This is a genomic window from Achromobacter sp. UMC71, assembly GCF_014170305.1.
Lineage (GTDB): Bacteria > Pseudomonadota > Gammaproteobacteria > Burkholderiales > Burkholderiaceae_B > Achromobacter.
On sequence record NZ_LZZT01000050.1, the window covers coordinates 100,939 to 121,612 of the forward strand.

Below are 20,674 nucleotides of genomic sequence, written 5' to 3' on the forward strand. Positions count from 1 at the left end.
CGGCTTCATGGCGCGGGATTTACACATGAGTGATTTGCAGATCGGGCTGATTGCCCTGGGCGTCTTGCTGATACTGCTGGTGCTGGGCTTCAATTGGTGGCAAGACCGCCGCGTCCGCCGCAAGATGCAAAGCCATTTCCCCACCTCCGAGCAGGATCCCCTGCTGGGCGCGGGAGCCGCTGCGGCCACAGGCGCCGCCGCGGGCGGCGCGGCCGTGCGCCGAGAGCCGGGCATGGGCGATGCGCCCAAGGCGCATCCCGAGCAACCCAAGCCGGTCGATCCGGGCAGCGATGCCGACGACGCCGAAGAGCCCGATCCGGCCTGCGAGGTGGTCATCGAAATCAACTTTGCCGAACCGGTGCGCGGCGCCGACCTGCTGCCCTACATGCAGAGCCTGCGCCACGTGGGCCGCAAGCCCATGCGTGTGTTCGCCGAAACCGACCAGCGCCGCCACCGTGCGCGCGTGCATGCGGGCGAGTCCTACGCCTCGATGCAGCTGGCCGTGCTGCTGGCCAACCGCAGCGGTCCGCTGACCGCCATCGAATGGTCGCAAGCCTGGGCCCGCGCCCAGGACATGGCCGAACGCTTTGACGCCCTGATCGAAGGCCCCGATCAGCAGGCCGTGCTGGAACAGGCCGCCCGTCTGGACGATACCTGCGCCGCCCTGGACACCCAGGTCGGCCTGACCTTGCTGCTGGGCGCCGCCCAGCCGGCCGCCGAAGTCCTGAACGTCGCCCGCGACGCCGGCTTCGTGGCCGACGGCAACCGCCTGGCCTGGCCGGCCGAGAACGGCGTGGCCCGCTTCACGCTGGCGCGCGCCGACGGCGCCGCCTTCGATGCCGGCATGGGCGGCATCGAACGCCTGTACCTGCTGCTGGACGTGCCATGCAGCCCTGCCGACAGCCGGGCCTTCGGCCGCATGGTGGATGTAGGCCGCGAACTGGCCGCCCGCCTGCGCGCGGATCTGGTCGACGACCAGGGCAAGCCCCTGGCTGATGGTTCTGAAAGCGTCATCGACGAACGGCTGCAAGTGCTGTTCGGCCAGCTCGAACAAGCCGGCTTGCCGGCCGGCAGCGAGCGCGCTCAACGGGTGTTTGCGTAATGAGCCAGGCCGGAGGGACCCCTGCGGCGGAAACCGCGGCGCGCCTGCGCGCGGAAATCGAGCAGCACAACGTCCGCTACTACGTCTACGACGACCCGTCGATCTCGGATGCCGACTACGACCGCCTGATGCGCGAGCTGCAGGACCTGGAAGCCGCGCACCCCGAACTGGTCACGCCCGAATCGCCGACGCAGCGCGTGGGCGCGGCGCCGGTATCGGCGTTTGGCAGCGTGCGCCATGCGGTGCCCATGCTCTCGCTGGGCAACGCCTTCGACGAAGAAGACGTGACGGCGTTCGACCGCCGCGTCACCGACACGCTGCGCGGCGCGGGCCTGCTGGGCCCAGCGCAGCAAACCGAATATTTCTGTGAACTGAAGCTCGACGGCCTGGCGATCAGCCTGCGCTACGAGGACGGTCGCCTGGTGCAGGCGGCCACCCGCGGCGATGGCCAGACGGGCGAAGATGTCACGTCCAATATCCGCACCATCAAGGCGATCCCGCTGCAGCTGACGGGGCCGGCGCCCAAGGTGCTGGAAGTGCGCGGCGAAGTCCTGATGAACCGCGCCGATTTTGAAAAACTGAACGCGGCCCAGGCCAAGCGCGACGAGAAAGTGTTCGTCAATCCGCGCAACGCGGCCGCCGGCAGCCTGCGGCAGCTGGATCCGCGCATCACCGCCAAGCGGCCGCTGCGCTTTTTTGCCTACGGCTGGGGCGAGGTCCAGGGCCTGCCCGGCGGGCAGAACGGCCTGTTCGACGAGGCGCCCGCCGGCGCCGCCGAAGCCTCGCCCCTGCCCGAGAAATTCCATGGCGCCATGCTGGACTGGCTAGCGTCGCTGGGCCTGCCCGTCAACGTCAAGCACAACCTGCGCGCCACCGGCGCCGAGGGCCTGATGGCCTTCTATGCCAAGGTCGGCGCGTTGCGCGCGTCCTTGCCCTACGACATCGACGGCGTGGTCTACAAGGTCGACTCGCTGCCGGCCCAGAAACTGCTGGGTTTCGTGGCGCGCGCGCCCCGCTTCGCGCTGGCGCACAAGTTCCCTGCCGAAGAGGCCACCACGACACTGCTGGACATCGAAGTGCAGGTCGGCCGTACGGGCGCCATCACCCCGGTGGCCCGGCTCAAGCCGGTGTTCGTGGGAGGCGTTACCGTCACCAACGCCACGCTGCACAACGAAGACGAGATCCGCCGCAAGGATGTACGCATCGGCGACACGGTCATCGTGCGGCGTGCTGGCGACGTGATTCCCGAAGTCGTCAGCGCCGTGCTCGACAAGCGGCCCGCCGATGCGCGCGAATTCGTCATGCCCAAGGAATGCCCGGTCTGCGGATCGGCGATCGAACGCCTGGAAGACGAAACCATTGCCCGCTGCACCGGCGGCCTGTTCTGCGCGGCCCAGCGCAAGCAGACCCTGTGGCACGCCGCCAGCCGCAAGGCGTTGGATATCGAAGGCCTGGGCGAAAAGCTGGTCGAGCAACTGGTGGACAGCGGCCGGGTCAAGTCGCTGGCCGACCTGTTCAGCCTGCGCCCGCTGGAATTGGTGGGGTTGGACCGCATGGGCCAGAAGTCGGCAGACAACCTCGTCGAAGCCATCGACAAGGCCCGCGCCCCGGCGTTGGGGCGGCTGCTGTTCGCCCTGGGCATACGCCATGTGGGCGAAACCACCGCGCGCGACGTAGCCCGGCATTTCGGCAGCATCGAGGCCATCATGGACGCCGACGAAGACGCCCTGTCTTCCGTGCCCGATGTCGGCCCGGTCGTGGCCGGCTCGATTCGCCGTTTCTTTGCCGAGCAACACAACCGCGACGTGATCGACCAGCTCAAGGCCCAGGGCGTGCAGCCCGTGGCCGAAGCCGTGCCGCAAGACACCACGCTGGCGGGCAAGACCTTCGTCCTGACCGGCACGCTGCCCAACTGGACGCGCGAAGAGGCCTCGATGCGCATCCAGGCGGCCGGTGGCAAGGTCAGCGGCTCGGTGTCCAAGAAAACCGCCTATCTGGTGGCCGGCGAAGACGCCGGCAGCAAGCTCACCAAGGCCCAGGAGCTGGGCGTGACGGTGCTGGACGAAGACGCGCTCAAGGCGTTGCTGGGCGAGTCCTAGGGCGCCCCTGGCACGGCTGGCGGGACTACCCCCGGCCCGGGCCGCCGCAGTGAGTCTGACGGGCTGCCTCCTCATCGGAGCGCAGCCCGTTTTCATGGATGCGACGGGCAGCAGGGCTGGTGCGCGCCAGGGCACAGGCGATCTGCCAACGTGATCCAGGCGGGTCACGCGGCTGGCCCCCGGAAAAAGCCCCATCCTGGATGACGCCTGGGCAGGTATTGCCGCGCAAAAAAAACTGCCCGCAAATTTGCGGGCAGTTTTTCGGGGAGGCGGCGGGCTTATTGAATCTTGGCCTTTTCGCGCAGTTCCTTCTGGTAGTCGGCCAGGGTTTGCTGGCGCAGCATTTCTTCCAGTTGCGGACGCACTTGGTCCAGCGGCGGGAATTCCACCGGGCGGGTGTCGTCAACCATGATGATGTGCCAGCCGAACTGGGTCTGGACCGGCTTGTCGACCAGTTGGCCCTTCTTCAGCTGGGTCACGGCTTGCGCGAACGGCTGGACGTAGTTGGTCGGGGGAGCCCAACCCAGGTCGCCACCCTTTTCGGCGCTGCCGGGGTCCTTCGAGTTCTTCTTGGCCAGGTCGTCGAACTTGCCCTTGTTGCTCTTGAGCTGGGCCAGCAGGTCGTTGGCGGTCTTTTCGTCTTCGACCAGGATGTGACGGACCTTGTACTCCATCTTGCCGGCCTGTTCTTTCTTGATCTTGTCGTATTCGGCCGTGACCTTGGCATCCGACACCGGGTGCTTGGCCAGGTAGTCGGCCATCAGGGCGCGCACCAGGATGCCTTGGCGGGCCAGTTCGATTTCGGTCTGAACGTCGGCTTGCTTGGCGATGCCGTTGGTTTCGGCGGCTTGCACGAAGACCTGACGGTTGATCATTTCTTGCTTGACTTGTTCACGCAGCTGGGGCGAATCGGTAGCGCCTTGGCTGACCAGCAGCTTGACGAATTGATCCAGGTTCTTTTGCGGAATGGCCTTGCCATTCACGGTAGCCACGTTCTGAGCAAAAGCAGGCACAGCGATGACGCAGGCGGCGGCCAGCATGACGATGCGTTTCATGAATATCCTTTTACTAACTATTTGGGAGCCTGGGCGTCTAGCGCAAGCGCATGAATCGGATAGGGGATCAAATCTTGCAAATGATGATACACCAGCCGATGCCGCGCCACGGCGGAGAGCCCCGCAAAGCAAGACGCTACGATGTGCACACGGTAATGGCCGGCGCCGTTTTTACTGCCTTCGTGGCCGGCATGCAAATGGGATTCGTCCTGGATATCCAGGGAAACCGGTTCCAGGGCAGCCAGGCGCTCCCGGATCAGGGTGATGCGGTCGGTATTTTCTGACATGTCGGCGGGTCTCAGGGCTTGGGCGGGGCCGAGCCCGATGCGGCGTTGTCTTCGGTCTGGATGTGCTTGCCCAGCCAGATCGACTGGCCGATGACGAACACGACCATCAGGCCCATCAGGCCGAAGGCCTTGAAGCTGACCCACTGGGATTCGGTGAAATGACCCGAAAACGCCACGTACAGGTTGATGGCGCCCGCCACCAGGAAGAACGCGGCCCACACCAGATTGAGCTTTTCCCAGGCGGCGTCCGGCAACTGGATCTGCTTTTCCATCAGGCGGCGGATCAGGTTGCGGCCGAACAGCAGGCGGGCAAACACCAGCGCGCCGCCGAACAGCCAGTACAGCACCGTGGGCTTCCATTTGATGAAGACATCGCTGTGCAGCCAGATGGTGGCGCCGCCAAACACCAGGATCACCGTCAGGTTGATCCAGTGCATGGCTTCGGTGGCGCGGCCAGTGGCCTTGAGCCAGACGATCTGCAGGACCGCCGCCGCCATGGCCACGCCGGTCGCGATGAAGATGTCCGTGAACCGGTAGGCCAGGAAGAACAGGAACAGCGGAAAGAGGTCGAACAGGAACTTCTTCATTCTTCTATGGGTTCGAACGTCATCGACAGGGAATTGATGCAGTAGCGCAGGCCGGTGGGCTCGGGGCCGTCGGGGAAGACGTGGCCCAGGTGCGAGTCGCAGACATTGCACAGCACTTCGGTGCGCACCATGCCATGGGTGGTATCGCGCTCTTCGCGCACCAGTTCCGGGTCCAGCGCCTGGAAGTAGCTGGGCCAGCCGCAGCCCGCGTCGAATTTGGTGTCGGATGCGAACAGCGCGGTGCCACAGCCCACGCAGCGGTAGATGCCCGGGGTAAAGGTATTCCAGTAGCGCCCGGTGAATGCGCGTTCAGTACCCTTTTCTCGGGTGACGACGTATTCTTCCGGGGACAGCTGGGCCCGCCATTCGGCGTCGGTTTTGCGTACTTTGTCCATATCAGCTCTTGGAGTCCCGATGCCCGAAATGGTTCGGGCATAATCCCGCCCCATGTTAATCGAGTTTGACCAGGCGATTGTATCGACGCCCCAGGCGGAAGTGTTGCGCGGGGTGAGCCTTCAGCTTGCCGGCCGCCGGGTCGGCATCGTCGGTCCGAACGGGGCCGGCAAGAGCACGCTGGCGCGGCTGGTCAACGGTCTGGTGCTGCCCACCTCGGGCAGCGTGCGGGTCGATGGCCTGGATACCCGGCAGGATCTGAAAGCCGTGCGGCGCCAGGTCGGATTCGTGTTTCAGAACCCCGAAAACCAGATTGTCTTTCCCATCGTGCGCGAAGACCTGGCGTTCGGCCTGAAGCATCTGGAGCCCGACCGCGGCCAGCGCGAAGCCCGCATAGATACCCAATTGGCCGCCCTGGGCGTGGCGCACCTGGCGGACCGCACTAGCCACACCCTGTCCGGCGGCGAGCGCCAACTGGTGGCCCTGGCCGCGGTGCTGGTCATGCGGCCGGCGCTGGTGGTGTTCGACGAACCCACCACCCAGCTGGACCTGCGCAATCGCAACCGGGTGCGCGACGCCATCGCCGCGCTGCCGCAGGATGCCATCGTGGTCAGCCACGACCTGGACCTGCTGGAAGACTTCGAGCGCGTGGTGGTGGTGCGGGACGGCGCCATCGCCGCCGACGACCAGCCCGCGGCCGCGCTGCGCTGGTACCGGAATCACTGCGCGTGATCGAGCCCCTTTATATTCCCGGCGATTCGCCGCTGCACCGTCTGCCCGCCTGGTTCAAGCTGCTGGCGCTGACCGCGGCTGGCGCCGGCCTGTTCCTGCTGCACGATCCGCGTTGGCTGGCGCTGGTCTGCCTGGCGACGGTGCTGCTGTTGCGCGTCGCGGGCGCGTCGCCCGCCGGCGTCTGGCGCCAGGTGCGCGGCCTGGTCTGGGTGCTGCTGGCCGTGGGGCTGTTCACAGGAGTCTTCCAGGGCTGGCTGGCGGCGCTGACGGTGCTGTTGCGGATCGCCGCCATGGTGGGCCTGGCGCTGGCGGTGACGCTATCGACCCGCACGTCCGACCTGATCTCCGTGTGCGAACGCGCGCTGATGCCGCTGCAGCGCATCGGGTTGGTCGACGCGGGCAAGGTCGCCCTGGCCCTGGCGCTGGCCTTGCGCTTCGTGCCCGAGATATGGCGAAATTTCCAGGAGATCCGCGAGGCGCAGGCCGCGCGCGGCCTGGGCGCCAATCCCATCGCGCTGATCGTGCCCCTGGTGGTGCTGACCCTGAAGCGGGCCCAGGAAGTGGCCGAGGCCATCGACGCCCGCAGTCCCTGATCTTCCGCTCTCGATATCGAAAAGGCCTTGCCATGAAATCCAACAATACCGTGCTGGTGGCGCTGTTCGCCGCGTTGATCGTCGTGCTGAGCCTGATTCCGCCGATCCCGCTGCCGGGCATTCCGGTGCCGATCACGCTGCAGACGCTGGGCGCCATGCTGGCCGGCGCCATGCTGGGCCCAAGCCGCGGCGCTCTGGCCTGCCTGCTGTATCTGGTGCTGGCGGCCATCGGCCTGCCGGTGCTGCCCGGCGGCCGGGGCGGCCTGGGCGCGTTTTTCGGCCCGACGGGCGGCTTCCTGGTGGGGCTGGTCGCGGGGGCCTGGGTGACCGGTATGCTGGCGCGGCGCCTGGCTGGCCGCGCCACGAGCTTCTGGGCGGCCTTGGCGGGCTACGTGACCGCCTGCGTCATCGGCGGCATCGTGGTGGTCTACGCGTTCGGTGTGCCGTGGCTGGCGACCGTCACCAAGATGGGCCTGGCCAAGGCGGCGGTTGCCGTGGCGGTGTTCGTGCCGGGCGATCTGCTCAAGGCGGTGCTGGCCGCGTGGGTGGCGGCGCGGGTCGAGCGGGTCTGGCCGATGCTGGGCCGTTAGGCGCTTGCGGCTCCGCACAAGGGAATCCCCCAACTGACGCCCGTTGGCCTTTCAAGTACAAGTTCGCCATTAACAAATGCATTTGCTAAACCACGGTTGCCGTAGCACGTCAGGGATTTACCGTACTTGAGCGAAGTCATTTGATACGGTTTTAATCCTATAATAATTTTTTCTGTATAACTTTAACTAGGCTCGCTTCGCCTCGACCGAGGCACATAAGAGCCACCACAGGAGACAAAATATGCGCAAGCACTTCGGCTTGACCGCGGCCGCCGCCGCTGTTGCCCTGACCCTGCCGCTGCTCGCCAGCGCCCAGGTCAAGGTGGGCGTCACGGTATCCAGCACCGGCCCCGCCGCTTCGCTGGGTATCCCCGAGCGCAACACCGTCGCGCTGCTGCCCAAGGAAGTGGCCGGTCAGAAGATCGAATGGATCGTCCTGGACGACGCCACCGACACGACGCAAGCCGTCAAAAACTCGCGCAAACTTGCCTCCGACGACAAGGTCGACGTGCTGATCGGCACCTCGGTCACACCGGGCTCGCTGGCCATGGTGGACGTGGCCGCCGAAGCCAAGGTGCCGATGATCAGCGTGGCCGCCAGCGCCAAGATCGTCGAACCCGTGGACGACAAGCGCCGCTGGGTCTTCAAGACCCCGCAGAACGACGCCCTGATGGCCGGCGCGCTGGCTGACGCCATGGCCAAGTCCAAGGTCAAGACACTGGGCTTCATCGGCTTTGCCGACGCCTACGGCGACGGCTGGCTGGACGTGATGCAAAAGGCCGCCAAGGCCAAGGGCATCGAGATCGTCGCCATCGAAAAATACAGCCGTACCGACACCAGCGTGACGGGCCAGGTGCTCAAGCTGGTCGGCGCCAAGCCGGACGCCATCCTGATCGCCGGCGCTGGCACCCCGTCGGCGCTGCCGCAAAAGGAACTGAAGGCCCGCAACTACGGCGGCACCATCTACCAGACCCACGGCGCCGCCAACAACGACGTGCTGCGCGTCTGCGGCAAGGACTGCGACGGCATGTACCTGCCGGCCGGCCCGCTGCTGGTCGCGGCCCAACTGCCCGACAGCAACCCGGTCAAGAAGTCGGCCCTGGCCTACGTGGAAACCTACGAGAAGGCCAACGGCGCCGGTTCGACCAACACCTTCGGCGGCCACATGTGGGATGCCGGCCAACTGGTCGTGGCGGCTTTGCCGGTGGCCCTGAAATCCGGCGCCAAGCCGGGCACGCCGGAATTCCGCGCAGCCATGCGCGACGCCCTGGAAAACGTCAAGGACCTGGCGGCTTCGCAAGGCGTGTTCAACATGTCGCCCACGGACCACGCCGGCTTTGACGAGCGTTCGCGCGTCATCGTCAAGGTGGAAGGCGGCAAGTGGGTCTACCAGCCCGGCCTGTAATCCCTCCGGATTGCCCGATCCACGGGCGCCCGCCTGGGCGCCCGAGCAATGCTTCGCACCGGCCTTTCCGGCCGGTGCGTCGTATCAAGTGTCCCGGGCGCGGCCGGCGCACCAAGAACTAAATAGGTTGTTAGATGGATTCCTCAATTGCGCTGATCCTGCTGCAAGACGGTGTCGTCAACGGCGCTATCTATGCCCTGTTGGGCATGGCTCTGGTGCTGGTATTCGCCGTTACGCGCGTCATTTTCATTCCCCAGGGCGAGTTCGTGGCGTTCGGCGCCCTGACGCTGGCGATGCTGGTCGATGGCAAGGTGCCCGGCACCGCCTACCTGCTGCCGCTGCTGGGTGTCGTTTGCCTGGTCCTGGAACTGCTGCGCGCGCTGCGCACCCGCAACGCGGCAGGCTTGCTGCGCGCTGTCGTGACCTGTGTCGTCCTGCCGCTCGCGCTGCTGTGGCTGACCGTCACCTATACCGCCGCCGGCAATTCGCTGTGGCTGAATATGCTGCTGACGCTGCTGTTGGTGATCCCGATGGGGCCGATGGTCTATCGCATCGTCTACCAGCCGCTGGCTGAAGCCACCGTGCTGGTGCTGCTGATCGTGTCGGTGGCCGTGCACTTCGCGCTGACTGGCCTGGCCCTGGTGTTCTTCGGCGCCGAAGGCTGGCGCACGCCGGCGTTCGTGAGCGGCCAGGTCGACCTGGGCTTCATGACGTGGTCGGCGCAGAGCCTGTTCGTGGTCGCGACCTGCGCGCTCTTGATCATTGCGCTGTGGCTGTTCTTCGGCAAGACGCTGTATGGCCGCGCCTTGCGCGCCACGGCGGTCAATCGCCGCGGCGCCCGCCTGGTGGGCATCAGCACCAGCATGTCCGGCAGCCTGACGTTCACGCTGGCGGTGGCCATCGGCGCCATGTCCGGCATGCTGATCGCGCCCATCACCACGGTTTACTACGACACGGGCTTCCTGATCGGCCTGAAGGGCTTCGTCGGCGCCATCATCGGCGGCCTGGCCAGCTACCCCGTGGCGGCCGCCGGCTCGCTGCTGGTGGGCGTGCTGGAATCGTTCTCGTCCTTCTGGGCCAGCGCCTACAAGGAAGTGATCGTCTTCACCTTGATTATCCCGGTTCTGGTCTGGCGTTCGTTCAGCACCCATCACGTGGACGAAGAGGAATAAACGTCATGAACCGCATTTTGCTTGCCGTTTTCATCGTGGTCCTGGCCGGCTTGCCGCTGCTGCCGGTCACGCCCGAGTTCTGGGTGACGCAGCTGAATTACATCGGCCTGGCCAGCCTGGTCGTGCTGGGCCTGGTGCTGCTGACCGGCGTGGGCGGGTTGACGTCCTTCGGCCAGGCCGCGTTCGTCGGCCTGGGCGCCTACACCACCGCCTACCTGACCACGCAATACGACGTGTCGCCCTGGCTGGCGCTGCCTGCCGGCCTGATCCTGACGGCGGTGGTGGCCTACCTGCTGGGCGCGATCACGCTGCGCCTGTCCGGCCACTACCTGCCGCTGGGCACGATCGCCTGGGGCCTGTCCCTGTTCTTCCTGTTTGGCAACCTGGACGCGCTGGGCAAGCATGACGGCATCGCCGGCATCGAGCCCATCAGCCTGTTCGCCATGTCGCTGGCCAGCGGCCGCCACATCTATTACCTGATCTGGGTGTTCGTGCTGCTGGCGCTGTGGGCGACCCGCAACCTGTTGAATTCGCGTCCGGGCCGCGCCATCCGCGCGCTCAAGAGCGGCGCGGGCATGGCCGAGTCGATGGGCGTGAACACGGCCGCGTACAAGGTCGTGATCTTCGTCTGGGCCGCCTTGCTGGCATGCGTGTCGGGCTGGCTCTACGCGCACATGCAGCGCGCGGTCAGCCCCAGCCCGTTCGGCATCAACTACGGCATCGAATACCTGTTCATGGCGGTGGTGGGCGGCGCGGGCTACGTCTGGGGCGCCTTGCTCGGCTCCAGCGTCATTCTGGTGCTGAAAGACCAGTTGCAGAACCTGTTGCCCAAGCTGCTGGACACCAACGCCAACTTCGAGATGATCGTCTTCGGCGTGCTGCTGATCCTGATGCTGCAATACGCCCGCAATGGCCTGTGGCCCATTCTGGCCGGCTGGTGGGGCAGCCTTACGCGCACCGATGGTTCGCGCCGCAACCTGGCGCCGCCCGCGCCGGCGCCGGCCTTGCCGCTGCGCCCGCGGCCCCAGGCGGGGCAGGTGGTGCTGGAAGTGGACGCCATCCGCAAGGAATTCGGCGGCCTGGTTGCCGTCAATGACATCACCTTCAAGGTGCGCTCGGGCGAAATCATGGGCCTGATCGGCCCCAACGGCGCCGGCAAGAGCACGACCTTCAACCTGATCAGCGGCGTGCTACCGGTGACGCGCGGCAAGGTCACGTTCATGGGCGAGCGCATCGACAACCGCTCGGCGCGCGAGATCGCCAAGCTGGGCGTCGGCCGTACCTTCCAGCACGTGCAGCTGCTGCCGGGCATGACGGTGCTGGAAAACGTGGCGCTGGGCGCGCACCTGCGCTCGGACGTCGGCGTCTGGGCGGGCGCCCTGCATGCGGACCGTTCGCGCGAGGCGCAGCTGCTGCACGAAGCGGCCGAGCAGATCAAGCGCGTTGGCCTGGGCGAATACCTGTACGAGCAGGCGGGCAACCTGGCCCTGGGCCAGCAGCGCATCCTGGAAATCGCGCGGGCCCTGGCCAGCGATCCGGTGCTGCTGTTGCTGGACGAACCCGCGGCCGGCCTGCGCTACAAGGAAAAGCAGGACCTGGCCCGCGTGCTGGAACAGCTGCGCGCCGAGGGCATGAGCATTTTGCTGGTGGAACACGACATGGATTTTGTGATGCGTCTGACCAACCACCTGGTGGTGATGGATTTCGGCACCAAGCTGGCCGAAGGCGTGCCGGCCGAGGTGCAGCAGAACCCCGCAGTGCTGGAAGCCTACCTGGGCGGCATCGACGACGACCTGCCCGAAGCCGACCAGGCCAAGCCCGTGACCGCGGGAGGTGTGCAATGAGCGCGTCCAAACCTGTTCTTGAAGTCAGCAACCTGTCGGCCCGCTATGGCAAGGTCGGCGCGCTGGCCGGCGCTACCCTGACCGTGCCGGCCGGCAGTATCGTCACCGTCATCGGCGCCAATGGCGCCGGCAAGTCCACCATGCTGAACGCCGTGATGGGCTCCTTGCCCCAGACCGGCCATGCGGCGGGTACCGTGCAGTACGCGGGCACCGACGTGTCCGGCTGGCAGGTCGAACGCCGCGTCGCCGCGGGCATGTCGCTGGTGCCTGAACGGCGCGAGCTGTTCGGCACGATGTCGGTCGAAGACAATCTGCTGCTGGGGGGCTTTCGCCGCTACCGCGCCCGCGAAAGCGGCTGGCGCGATACGCTGAACGAGGTCTTCGATCTGTTTCCGCGGTTGCGCGAGCGCCGTGCCCAGCAGGCCGGCACGCTGTCGGGCGGCGAACGCCAGATGCTGGCGGTCGGGCGCGCGCTGATGGCCAAGCCTACCTTGCTGATGCTGGACGAGCCCAGCCTGGGGCTGGCGCCGCGCATCGTGCGCGAGATCTTCCACATCATCGCGCGGCTGCGCGAGACCGGCGTGGCAATCCTGCTGGTCGAGCAGAACGCCCGCGCGGCGCTGCAGGTGGCGGACTACGGCTACGTGCTGGAAACCGGCGAGGTCATTCTGCACGGCCCGGCGCGTGAATTGGCCGGCGACCCCAAGGTGATCGAAAGCTATCTGGGCCTGGGCAAGGCCGCGGCCGAAGAAGCCGCCTGACGGCGCCCCGGCCACCTGGCGGGACGGGCGTTCAGTCCGTCCCGCGCTCGAACACCTCAACCACGCGGAAGCGTTCGCACACCAGCATCATGTCGGGCGCATAGCCGCCGTTGCGGTCGAAATACGCAATGTGTTCCGACCGCCATACCTCGTACGGACCTTCGCCCTCGGCCACTGCAAAGGCGTCGTCAACCTGGTCGAAGCGCTGGATCATCACGCTGAGCGTCTCGATGACGCAGGCCGGGCGGCCGCGGCCATCGAGCACCACGTCGCGCCGGCCGGCTTCGGGTACCGGTTCCTGCTCGGTGAAATCACGCAGCGCCCCGCAGGTTGCCGTCTTGGCGCCTGACAGCACCAACGCCAGCAGTTTGTCCGCCAGTTCAGGCGAATCGCCGAACTGAAAGGTTACGGCTTCTTCATAGGGAGGGGGCGGTTTCATGCGGTCGGTGCCCATTGCACAACGAGTGCCTGCCCCATCGCGGGGTCCGAGGTGGAGGGCGCGCCGGTTTCGATGCGGCCGGCCATCCGGCGCACGAAGCCGGGTTCGTCGCTGGCGTGCAGGCTGAAATCGTACCAGCCTCCGGTGGGCGCCAAGTCCCAGGTGAAGACGGCTTCGGCACCGGCAGGCAGGGCAGCGTCGGGCTGGCCCGGATAATCATAGGCGTTGGCGTCGATCCGGAACACGCGGGCCTGGGGGCCGGGGTTGCGCACGGTGACGCGCAGCCGCGGGCCGATCGACTCGCTAGCGGCTTCGGCCTCCAGGCCGGTACCCGTGCCCTGGCGGCCCGCCACGTGGCGGTGAAAACCGTTGGGGCCCAGCACCCAGAGGTCGTATCGCCCCTCGTCGCGTGTGGTGGTCCATACGTCTTCGAGTTGCTTGCCGGTCTCCACGGTGTAGCGGCGTGGTCCGTCTTCCAGGTGCAGGCGGTCGTAGACGTGCAGCACCGCGCCGGCGGTGCCGGTGTTGTCGAAGCGCAGCAGGATGCCGTCACGGTTGGCGCGCGACCGCAGCGATAGCGCGTAGGGCAGGGCGCGCGATGGCCGCGTGCCGGGTTGCTGGCGCGCCAGCGCGGGCCTGTCGGGCGCGGGCGGCGTCACGGTGCCGGGCAGCGCGGCGGCCTGGGCCGCGCGCTCGGCCGTGGCCGGCAGGCCGCGCAACAGATCGGCGTGGTTGGGCGTGGCGAAATCGAAAATCGACGTCAGGTCGCCGCAGACCGCCCGACGCCAGGGCGAGATATTGCTCTCCGCCACGCCGAAGCGCCGCTCGACGAAGCGCAGCACCGAGGTGTGGTCGAACACTTCGGAATTGACCCAGCCGCCACGGGTCCATGGCGACAGCACGTACATCGGGACCCGCGGCCCCAGCCCATAGACGCCATGCAAGTGTGCCGGCGTGTCGTCCTTCTCGACCCCCGTCATGATCTCGTGGTATTCGCCCGCGGTGTCCACGGTGGACGCGCCTGCCAGCGTGCCATCGGGCCGGCGCGATGGCGGCGCGGGCGGCGGCATGTGATCGAAGAAGCCGTCATTCTCGTCGAACATCAGCAAGAGGACGGTCTTGCTCCAGACCTCGGGGTTGGCGGTCAGCGCGTCCAGCACGTGGGCGGTGTAGTCCGCCCCTTGCGCCGGGCTGGAGGGACTGGGGTGCTCGGAGCCCGCCTTGGTGGCGCAGATCCACGACACCTGCGGCAGCTTGCCGTCCAGCACGTCCTGGCGCAGCAGGTCCAGGTCGCGGGTGGTCAGGGCCTTGTCCTTCAACGCGGCCAGCGAGCCTGGCAGGCCCTGATGCGCATCGCGGTAGGCCTTGAAGCCGGCAGTGGGGTTGAGTGAATAGTTGTCCGCCATGTTCTGGTAAATGCGCCAGCTGATGCCGGCGCGTTCCAGGCGTTCGGGATAGGTGGTCCAGGTGTAGGCGCCGGCCGGGTCGCCGCTGCCCAGTTTGTTGTAGATATTGCCCAGCGCCGGGCCGTTGCCGCGGCCCAGACCATCGTTGGTGCCGCTCCAGACGAACAGCCGGTTGGTGTTGGTGCCGCCGGTGAACGAGCAGTGGTAGGCGTCGCAGACCGTGAATGCGCGGGCCATGGCGTACTGAAAGGGCATGTCGCCTTCCGTGAAATACGCCATCGAATGGTTCTTCTTGGCGGCCGGCCACTGGCCCATGCGGCCACCGTCCCAGGCGTCCTGGGCGTTGGACCAGGTGTGCGGCGTGCTGGCCACCCGCATGGTCTCGTAGGCTTCGCGGGTGTCCAGGTGAAACGGCAGCACGCTGCGCGGCAAACCCTCGTCGGGCCGGCTGTTGTATTGGGCCCAGACGGTGCGGCGCTTGAGGTCGGGGCTGTCGGGCACCGGAATGGGGAAGCGGTCGCCGAAACCGCGCACGCCCGCCAGTCCGCCGAAGTAATGGTCGAACGAGCGGTTTTCCTGCATGAAGATGACGATGTGCTCGACGTCTTCGATCGTGCCCTTGCGCTGGTTGGCGGGAATGGCCAGCGCCCGGCGGATCGAGGCCGGCAACAGCGCCAGGGCGCTGCCGGCGCCGGCGGCCGCGGCGCTGCCGCGCAGGAAGGCTCTTCGGGTGTGCATGACAGGTTTCCTTTTCACGGTACCGCGGTAGGCGGCGCGATGCCGGCTCTGGTCTTGCGGCTGGCGTCACACGGCTTGCGGCGGATACGGCGCTGCCCGCGCGAGGCGGGCAGCAGGGCAGGAATGGGCGGGGCGGCGCGGACCTACTTGCCGCGGGTGCCTTCCGCGTAGTCCATGTACAGCTTGTGCGCGCGGCGGGCCAGCGGGCCATATTCCAGCTTGCGGTCTTCGACGCGGTTCACGTGGACCACCTTGCCGTAATTGCCGGACGAGAAAACCTCGTCGGCAGCCTCGATGTCGGCGCGCGTCAGGCTGCGCTCTTGCACCTGCACGCCGTCTGCCTGCAGCAGGGCCAGCACGCGGCGGCGGGTGATGCCGTTCAGGAAGGTGCCGTTGTCCACCGGCGTGGAGACCACGCCGTCCTTGGCGATCCACAGGTTGCTGGACGCGAACTCGGCCACGTTGCCATTGCCGTCCAGCATGATGGCGTTGTCAAAGCCCTTGTCCATCGCTTCGCGGATGGCGCGCTGGCCGTTGGGGTACAGGCACGAGGCCTTGGCGTCGGTGGGCGCCATGTTGGGCCAGGACCGCGCGAAACTGGAGAAGCAGGCGGCAAAGCCCTGTTCGCCCGGCATCGGCACCTTGAAGACGTGCAGCACGAATTGGGTCTTGTCGGCGTCGGGCAGCAGGAAGCCGTCGGCGCAGAAGAACATGGGCTTGATATAGAGCTCGGTGCCTTCGGGGAACTTGGCGACAGCTTGCAGGCACAGCGCCTGGATCTCTTGCCAGCCCAGCTGCGGCTTCATCAGCATCTTTTCCGCCGAGCGGATCACGCGCTGGCAGTGCAGGTCCAGGTCGGGCGTCAGGCCGCGAAAGGCGCGCGCGCCGTCAAAGACCATGCTGGCCATCCAGAAGGCATGGTCGGCGGGGCCGAGCAGTTTGGGGTTTTCGGTGGTCCAGTGACCGTTGTGCCAGAACAGGGCGTCCATGGTGTGCTTCCTTAGCTTGTCTCGTCGTGTCTTGTCATGGCGCCGCGAGGCGCCGAAACGTCAGGATACATGAGCGCGCTGACTCATTCCTTGTCGAGGGCCGCCTGTACCCGTTGGGCGGCATCCGCCGGCATCCATTGGCGCCAGACCGGGCCGTATTGCTTGAGGAAATAGCGCGCGGCGTCCTCGGGTTCCTTGCCTTCGGTTTCCAGCCAGCCCAGGGTGGCATCGATGGCGTCGCTGGGGATGGTCAGCTTGGCCAGGAATCCGGCCAATTGCGGCGCCTCCTTGGCGAAGGCCGCGTTGACCCCCGTCACCACGGGATTGGGCTTGAATTCGGTGGCGACGGGTTTGGCGCACTTGGGGTCCGTCAGGCAGGTGTAGGCCGCCTGGTCAAAGGCCGGCAGCTCCAGTTTGACCAGGTCCAGCGCACCGACCAGGGCGGTGGGCGTCCAGTAGTAGAAGACGATGTCGCGCTTGCGCTTGTAAGCGGACATGATGGCGGCCTTCTGCGCGGCGCCCGAGCCGGGCGCGAACAGCGTGTAGTCGCGGTCCAGCCCCAGGGCGCGCAGCAGGTTGTCGTTGAGCGTGCCGCAGGCCCAGCCTGCCGGGCAGCCGTAGATGCGGCCGCGGCCCGGGTCTTCGGGGTCGGCGAAGACTTCTTTGAAGCGCGCCAGGTCGGCGGCAGTTTTCAGTTCGGGATGGCGCTGCACGGTGTAGCGCGGCACGTACCAGCCTTCGCCCGCGTCGTAGACGTGGCCCACGCCCAGCACGCGGCCGCTGGCCAGCGCCTTTTTCCAGGCGCCCTCGATCTGGCCGGGCCAGACCTCGGGCGTGACGTCCACGTCGCCGCGTTGCAGCGCTGCCAGCATCGGCAGTGTCTCGCCGATCTCGACTGACGTCTTGCAGCCGTAGCCGTGCTCCATCACGTAGCGTTCGATGCCGGCCAGCACCAGGTTGGATTCCCAGTTCAGGCCGCTGAATCGCACCGGGCGGTTGACCTCGCAGGCGGGGCCGGCGGCGTGGGCGGAGGGCGGCAGCAGCAGGGCGGCGGTCAGCGCCAGGGCGCCTTGGACGGCGGCGAGCAAAGGCTTCGTGCGCATGGGGGAGCCCCTTTCGGATTGCGTGCCGGCCATTGTAAAGGCCGAATGCGGGCCGAGCCGGGGGCGCCCCATGTGATCGGGGCCGCAATCAGCGGCCCCGAGGGGTCTGGCGAGGGTGCGGCGCACGGCCGCCAGGCTCAGGCGCGCGCGGCGCGCCGCTTTTCGATGAAGGCGCTGATTTCGCCGACGATGCCTCGGCGGAACGCCAGCACGCAGATGACGAAGATCAGGCCGATCACGATGGTGACGGATTCACCCAGGCGCAGGAACCAGTCCACGCCCGTCAGGTTGGCCATGAACTGGCCGAAGTCGCCCACCTTGTTTTCCAGCAGCACCACGATGAAGGCGCCCAGGATGGGCCCGGTCAAGGTGCCCAGGCCGCCGATCAGCGTCATCAGGATGACCAGGCCGGACATCTGCCAGGTCGCGTCGGACAGGGTGGCCGACACGAACACCAGCGTCTTGGTGGCGCCGGCCAGGCCGGCGATGGCGGCCGACAGCACAAAGGCCAGCAGCTTGAAGCGGTCCACGTCGTAGCCCAGCGAGACGGCGCGCGGTTCGTTCTCGCGCAGCGCCTGCAGCACCTGGCCGAACGGCGAATGCACCGTGCGCCAGATGATGAAGTAGCCGATGATGAACACGCCCATCACCAGGTAGTACAGGTTCAAGTCCTTGGACAGGTCGATGATCCCCAGCAGGGTGCCGCGCGGCACGCTCTGCAGGCCGTCTTCGCCGCCGGTGAACTTGGCCTGCAGGAAGAAGAAGAACACCATTTGCGCCAGGGCCAGCGTAATCATCGCGAAATAGATGCCGCTGCGGCGGATGGCTAGCGCACCCATCGCCAGGCCCAGCAGCGCGGCCACGGCCACGCCGAACAGCAGGCCGATCTCCGTGGGCACGCCCCAGACCTTCAGCGCGTGGCCGGTGGCGTAGGCCGCGCTGCCCAGGAAGGCCGCGTGCCCGAACGACAAGAGGCCCGTGAAGCCCAGCAGCAGGTTGAAGGCGCAGGCGAACAGGGCATAGCACATGATCTTCATGGCGAAGATCGGATACACCCCGACGAAAGGAAGAATGGCCACCACGACGGCCAGGACTGCATAGCCCAGGAGTTGACGATTCATTTCTCTTTTCCGAACAGCCCGGCCGGGCGGATCAACAGAACAATGGCCATGATGATGAACACGACCGTGCTGGAGGCTTCAGGCCAGAACACTTTGGTCAGGCCTTCGATCACACCCAGGCCCAGCCCGGTGACGATGGCGCCCATGATGGACCCCATGCCGCCGATCACGACCACTGCGAATACGACAATGATGAGGTTCGATCCCATCAGCGGGGAAATCTGCAGCACCGGCGCCGCCAGCACCCCGGCAAAGCCGGCCAGTGCCACGCCGAAGCCGTAGGTCAGCGTGATCATGCGCGGCACGTTCACGCCGAAGGCCTCGACCAGCCGCGGGTTCTCGGTGCCGGCGCGCAGCAGGGCGCCCAGGCGGGTGCGTTCGATCACGAACCAGGTCGCCAGGCAGACCACCACCGACGCCACCACGACCCAGCCGCGGTAGTTGGGCAGCACCATGAAGCCCAGGTTGGTGGCGCCGCGCAATGCATCGGGCGTGGGGTAGGGCTGGCCCGACACGCCATAGAAGCTGCGGAACAGCCCCTCGATCAGCAGTGTCAGTCCGAATGTCAGGAGCAGGCCGTACAGGTGGTCCAGCTTGTACAGGTGCTTGAGCAGCAGCTTTTCGATCACGATGCCGAACAGCCCGACGACCAACGGCGCGAGGATCAGCATGACCCAGTAATTCAACCCCAGGTACGACAGCCCCATCCAGGCGAGGAAGGCGCCCAGCATGTAGAGCGCACCGTGCGCGAAGTTGATGACGTTCAGCAGTCCGAAGATAACGGCCAGGCCGAGCGACAGCATGGCATAGAACGAACCATTGACCAGGCCCAGCAACAGCTGGCCGAACAAGGCCTGTATGGGGATGCCGAAAATATCAGTCATCTTGTGAAAATCCTGCGCGTACGAGGGGAAGCGGGCAAATTCAAGAGGCGACCCGGCCGGAAGGGCCGGATCGCATCGAGAAGGTCACATGGGGATTACTTCTTGACCAGCTTGCAGGTCGACTCGGACAGCTTGGTGTAGACCTCGTCGCCCGGCAGCGTGGCGACAACCTTGTAGTAGTCCCACGGGCCCTTTGATTCGGCGGGCGTCTTGACCTGCATCAGGTACATGTCGTGGATCATGCGGCCGTCTTCGCGCACGTAGCCGCCCTGCGTGAAGAAGTCGTTGATCTTATTGGACTTCATCCACTTCATCAGAGTGTCGGCGTCGTCGGTGCCGGTGGCCTTCACGCCGTTCAGGTAGAACGTGACCGACGAGTAGTCGCCCGCCTGCAGCATGGAAGGCTTGCGGCCGACCTTGGCTTCGAACTTCTTGGACCAGGCGCGCGAGGCGTCGGATTGGTCCCAGTACCAGCCGTCGGTCAGGTACATGCCCTTGGTGGCTTCCAGGCCCAGCGAGTGCACGTCGTTGATGAACACCAGCAGGCCGGCCATCTTCATCGTCTTGGTGACGCCGAACTCATTGGCGGCCTTGATGGTGTTGATGGTGTCGCCGCCCGCGTTGGCCATGCCCAGGATCTGTGCCTTGGACGCCTGTGCCTGCAGCAGGAAGGACGAGAAGTCGGAGGCGCCCAGCGGTGCGCGCACCTGGCCCTTGATCTCGCCGCCGGCGGCCTTCACCACGGCCATCGTATCGCGTTCCAGCGCATGGCCGAAGGCGTAGTCAGCGGTCAGGAAGAACCAGCTCTTGCCGCCGTCCTTCACCACCGCCGAGCCGGTGCCGCGCGCCAGCGCCACGGTGTCGTAGGCATAGTGCACGGTGTAGGGCGAACATTGCGCGTTGGTCAGGTCGGACGCGCCCGCGCCGATGGCGATGAAGGGCTTTTTCTTCTCGGCCGCCACGGCGGCCATCGCCAGGCTGGTCGCGGAATTCGTGCCAGCGATGATCACGTCGACCTTCTGCTGGTCGAACCACTCACGGGCACGGGCCGAGGCCACGTCCGCCTTGTTCTGGTGGTCCGCCGACAGCACTTCGATCTTCTTGCCGTTGACCGAGCCGCCGAAATCCTCGATGGCCATGCGGATCGCATCCAGGCCGGCCTTGCCGTCGATGTCGGAATACACGCCCGACATGTCGGTGATGAAGCCGATGCGGATGACATCGTCGGAGATGCCTTGCGCCTGAGCGGGTGCCCCGGCAAATCCCAGGCCCGCCATGGCCAGTGCAGCAGTGATGGTGTGCAGCTTCATGGGATGACTCCTCTTCCCTTCGGTGTATGGTGCCGGGATGTCCGGCGGGTGACACAGGTTATGT

At 66.4% G+C, this 20,674-nt stretch carries 20 protein-coding genes; 9 read left to right on the forward strand and 11 right to left on the reverse strand.

Annotated elements, in window-relative coordinates; all coding sequences use genetic code 11:
• Positions 1–25: 25 nt before the first annotated feature.
• Together A9974_RS25490 and ligA are read left to right on the forward strand one after the other, a co-directional pair.
• Complete coding sequence (locus A9974_RS25490) at positions 26–1,102, forward strand: cell division protein ZipA C-terminal FtsZ-binding domain-containing protein (protein WP_183006962.1); 1,077 nt, start codon at positions 26–28, stop codon at positions 1,100–1,102.
• Complete coding sequence (gene ligA, locus A9974_RS25495) at positions 1,102–3,201, forward strand: NAD-dependent DNA ligase LigA (RefSeq protein ID WP_183006963.1); 2,100 nt, start codon at positions 1,102–1,104, stop codon at positions 3,199–3,201. The genes A9974_RS25490 and ligA overlap by 1 nt, the downstream gene beginning before the upstream one ends.
• A 278-nt stretch (positions 3,202–3,479) precedes the next feature.
• Here the strand turns inward: ligA and A9974_RS25500 are convergent, their stop codons facing one another.
• Genes A9974_RS25500 through msrB form a run of 4 tightly spaced genes read right to left on the reverse strand, consistent with a single transcriptional unit; the run spans position 3,480 to position 5,525 of the window.
• Positions 3,480–4,256, reverse strand: coding sequence for a peptidylprolyl isomerase (locus A9974_RS25500; RefSeq protein WP_183006964.1), 777 nt, complete (start codon positions 4,254–4,256; stop codon positions 3,480–3,482).
• A 17-nt stretch (positions 4,257–4,273) separates the two neighbouring features.
• The gene (locus tag A9974_RS25505) at positions 4,274–4,543 is read right to left on the reverse strand and encodes a BolA family transcriptional regulator (RefSeq protein WP_183006965.1); all 270 of its coding nucleotides are present in this window, start codon (positions 4,541–4,543) and stop codon (positions 4,274–4,276) included.
• A gap of 11 nt (positions 4,544–4,554) precedes the next feature.
• Positions 4,555–5,130, reverse strand: coding sequence for a septation protein A (locus A9974_RS25510; RefSeq protein WP_183006966.1), 576 nt, complete (start codon positions 5,128–5,130; stop codon positions 4,555–4,557).
• Positions 5,127–5,525, reverse strand: a complete 399-nt coding sequence (msrB, locus tag A9974_RS25515) for a peptide-methionine (R)-S-oxide reductase MsrB (protein WP_183006967.1) — start codon at positions 5,523–5,525, stop codon at positions 5,127–5,129. Before msrB ends, A9974_RS25510 begins: the two co-directional genes overlap by 4 nt.
• 52 nt (positions 5,526–5,577) lie before the next feature.
• Between msrB and A9974_RS25520 the strand changes: the two genes are divergently transcribed.
• From A9974_RS25520 to A9974_RS25550, 7 genes are all read left to right on the forward strand, one after another.
• Positions 5,578–6,255, forward strand: a complete 678-nt coding sequence (locus A9974_RS25520) for an energy-coupling factor ABC transporter ATP-binding protein (RefSeq protein WP_183006968.1) — start codon at positions 5,578–5,580, stop codon at positions 6,253–6,255.
• Complete coding sequence (locus A9974_RS25525; protein ID WP_183006969.1) at positions 6,252–6,848, forward strand: energy-coupling factor transporter transmembrane protein EcfT; 597 nt, start codon at positions 6,252–6,254, stop codon at positions 6,846–6,848. The genes A9974_RS25520 and A9974_RS25525 overlap by 4 nt, the downstream gene beginning before the upstream one ends.
• A 32-nt stretch (positions 6,849–6,880) precedes the next feature.
• Entirely contained in the window at positions 6,881–7,438 is a 558-nt protein-coding gene (locus A9974_RS25530) for a biotin transporter BioY (RefSeq protein ID WP_183006970.1), read from the forward strand.
• 241 nt (positions 7,439–7,679) lie between these two features.
• Positions 7,680–8,843: an ABC transporter substrate-binding protein gene (locus tag A9974_RS25535; RefSeq protein WP_183006971.1), complete on the forward strand. Its 1,164-nt coding sequence runs from the start codon at positions 7,680–7,682 to the stop codon at positions 8,841–8,843.
• A gap of 134 nt (positions 8,844–8,977) precedes the next feature.
• Positions 8,978–10,015 (forward strand): branched-chain amino acid ABC transporter permease, encoded by a 1,038-nt coding sequence (locus tag A9974_RS25540; RefSeq protein WP_183006972.1) that lies wholly within the window; start codon positions 8,978–8,980, stop codon positions 10,013–10,015.
• Between the two features lie 5 nt (positions 10,016–10,020).
• On the forward strand, positions 10,021–11,859 hold the full coding sequence (locus tag A9974_RS25545) for an ATP-binding cassette domain-containing protein (protein ID WP_183006973.1): 1,839 nt from the start codon (positions 10,021–10,023) through the stop codon (positions 11,857–11,859).
• Positions 11,856–12,620 carry an ABC transporter ATP-binding protein gene (locus A9974_RS25550; protein ID WP_183006974.1) on the forward strand — a complete coding sequence of 255 codons (765 nt, stop codon included), beginning with the start codon at positions 11,856–11,858 and terminating at the stop codon, positions 12,618–12,620. The genes A9974_RS25545 and A9974_RS25550 overlap by 4 nt, the downstream gene beginning before the upstream one ends.
• A 31-nt stretch (positions 12,621–12,651) precedes the next feature.
• Here the strand turns inward: A9974_RS25550 and A9974_RS25555 are convergent, their stop codons facing one another.
• From A9974_RS25555 to A9974_RS25585, 7 genes are all read right to left on the reverse strand, one after another.
• Positions 12,652–13,059, reverse strand: coding sequence for an ASCH domain-containing protein (locus A9974_RS25555; protein ID WP_183006975.1), 408 nt, complete (start codon positions 13,057–13,059; stop codon positions 12,652–12,654).
• Positions 13,056–15,203: a phosphocholine-specific phospholipase C gene (locus A9974_RS25560; RefSeq protein ID WP_183006976.1), complete on the reverse strand. Its 2,148-nt coding sequence runs from the start codon at positions 15,201–15,203 to the stop codon at positions 13,056–13,058. The genes A9974_RS25555 and A9974_RS25560 overlap by 4 nt, the downstream gene beginning before the upstream one ends.
• 143 nt (positions 15,204–15,346) lie before the next feature.
• Positions 15,347–16,192: a branched-chain amino acid aminotransferase gene (locus A9974_RS25565; protein ID WP_183006977.1), complete on the reverse strand. Its 846-nt coding sequence runs from the start codon at positions 16,190–16,192 to the stop codon at positions 15,347–15,349.
• 83 nt (positions 16,193–16,275) lie between these two features.
• A complete protein-coding gene (locus A9974_RS25570) occupies positions 16,276–17,295 on the reverse strand; it encodes an ABC transporter substrate-binding protein (RefSeq protein WP_183006978.1) in 1,020 nt (339 codons plus the stop codon).
• Between the two features lie 137 nt (positions 17,296–17,432).
• Positions 17,433–18,416: a branched-chain amino acid ABC transporter permease gene (locus A9974_RS25575; protein WP_183006979.1), complete on the reverse strand. Its 984-nt coding sequence runs from the start codon at positions 18,414–18,416 to the stop codon at positions 17,433–17,435.
• Positions 18,413–19,300 (reverse strand): branched-chain amino acid ABC transporter permease, encoded by an 888-nt coding sequence (locus tag A9974_RS25580; RefSeq protein WP_183006980.1) that lies wholly within the window; start codon positions 19,298–19,300, stop codon positions 18,413–18,415. The genes A9974_RS25575 and A9974_RS25580 overlap by 4 nt, the downstream gene beginning before the upstream one ends.
• Before the next feature lie 95 nt (positions 19,301–19,395).
• Positions 19,396–20,610, reverse strand: a complete 1,215-nt coding sequence (locus A9974_RS25585; RefSeq protein WP_183006981.1) for an ABC transporter substrate-binding protein — start codon at positions 20,608–20,610, stop codon at positions 19,396–19,398.
• Between the last annotated feature and the right edge of the window lie 64 nt (positions 20,611–20,674).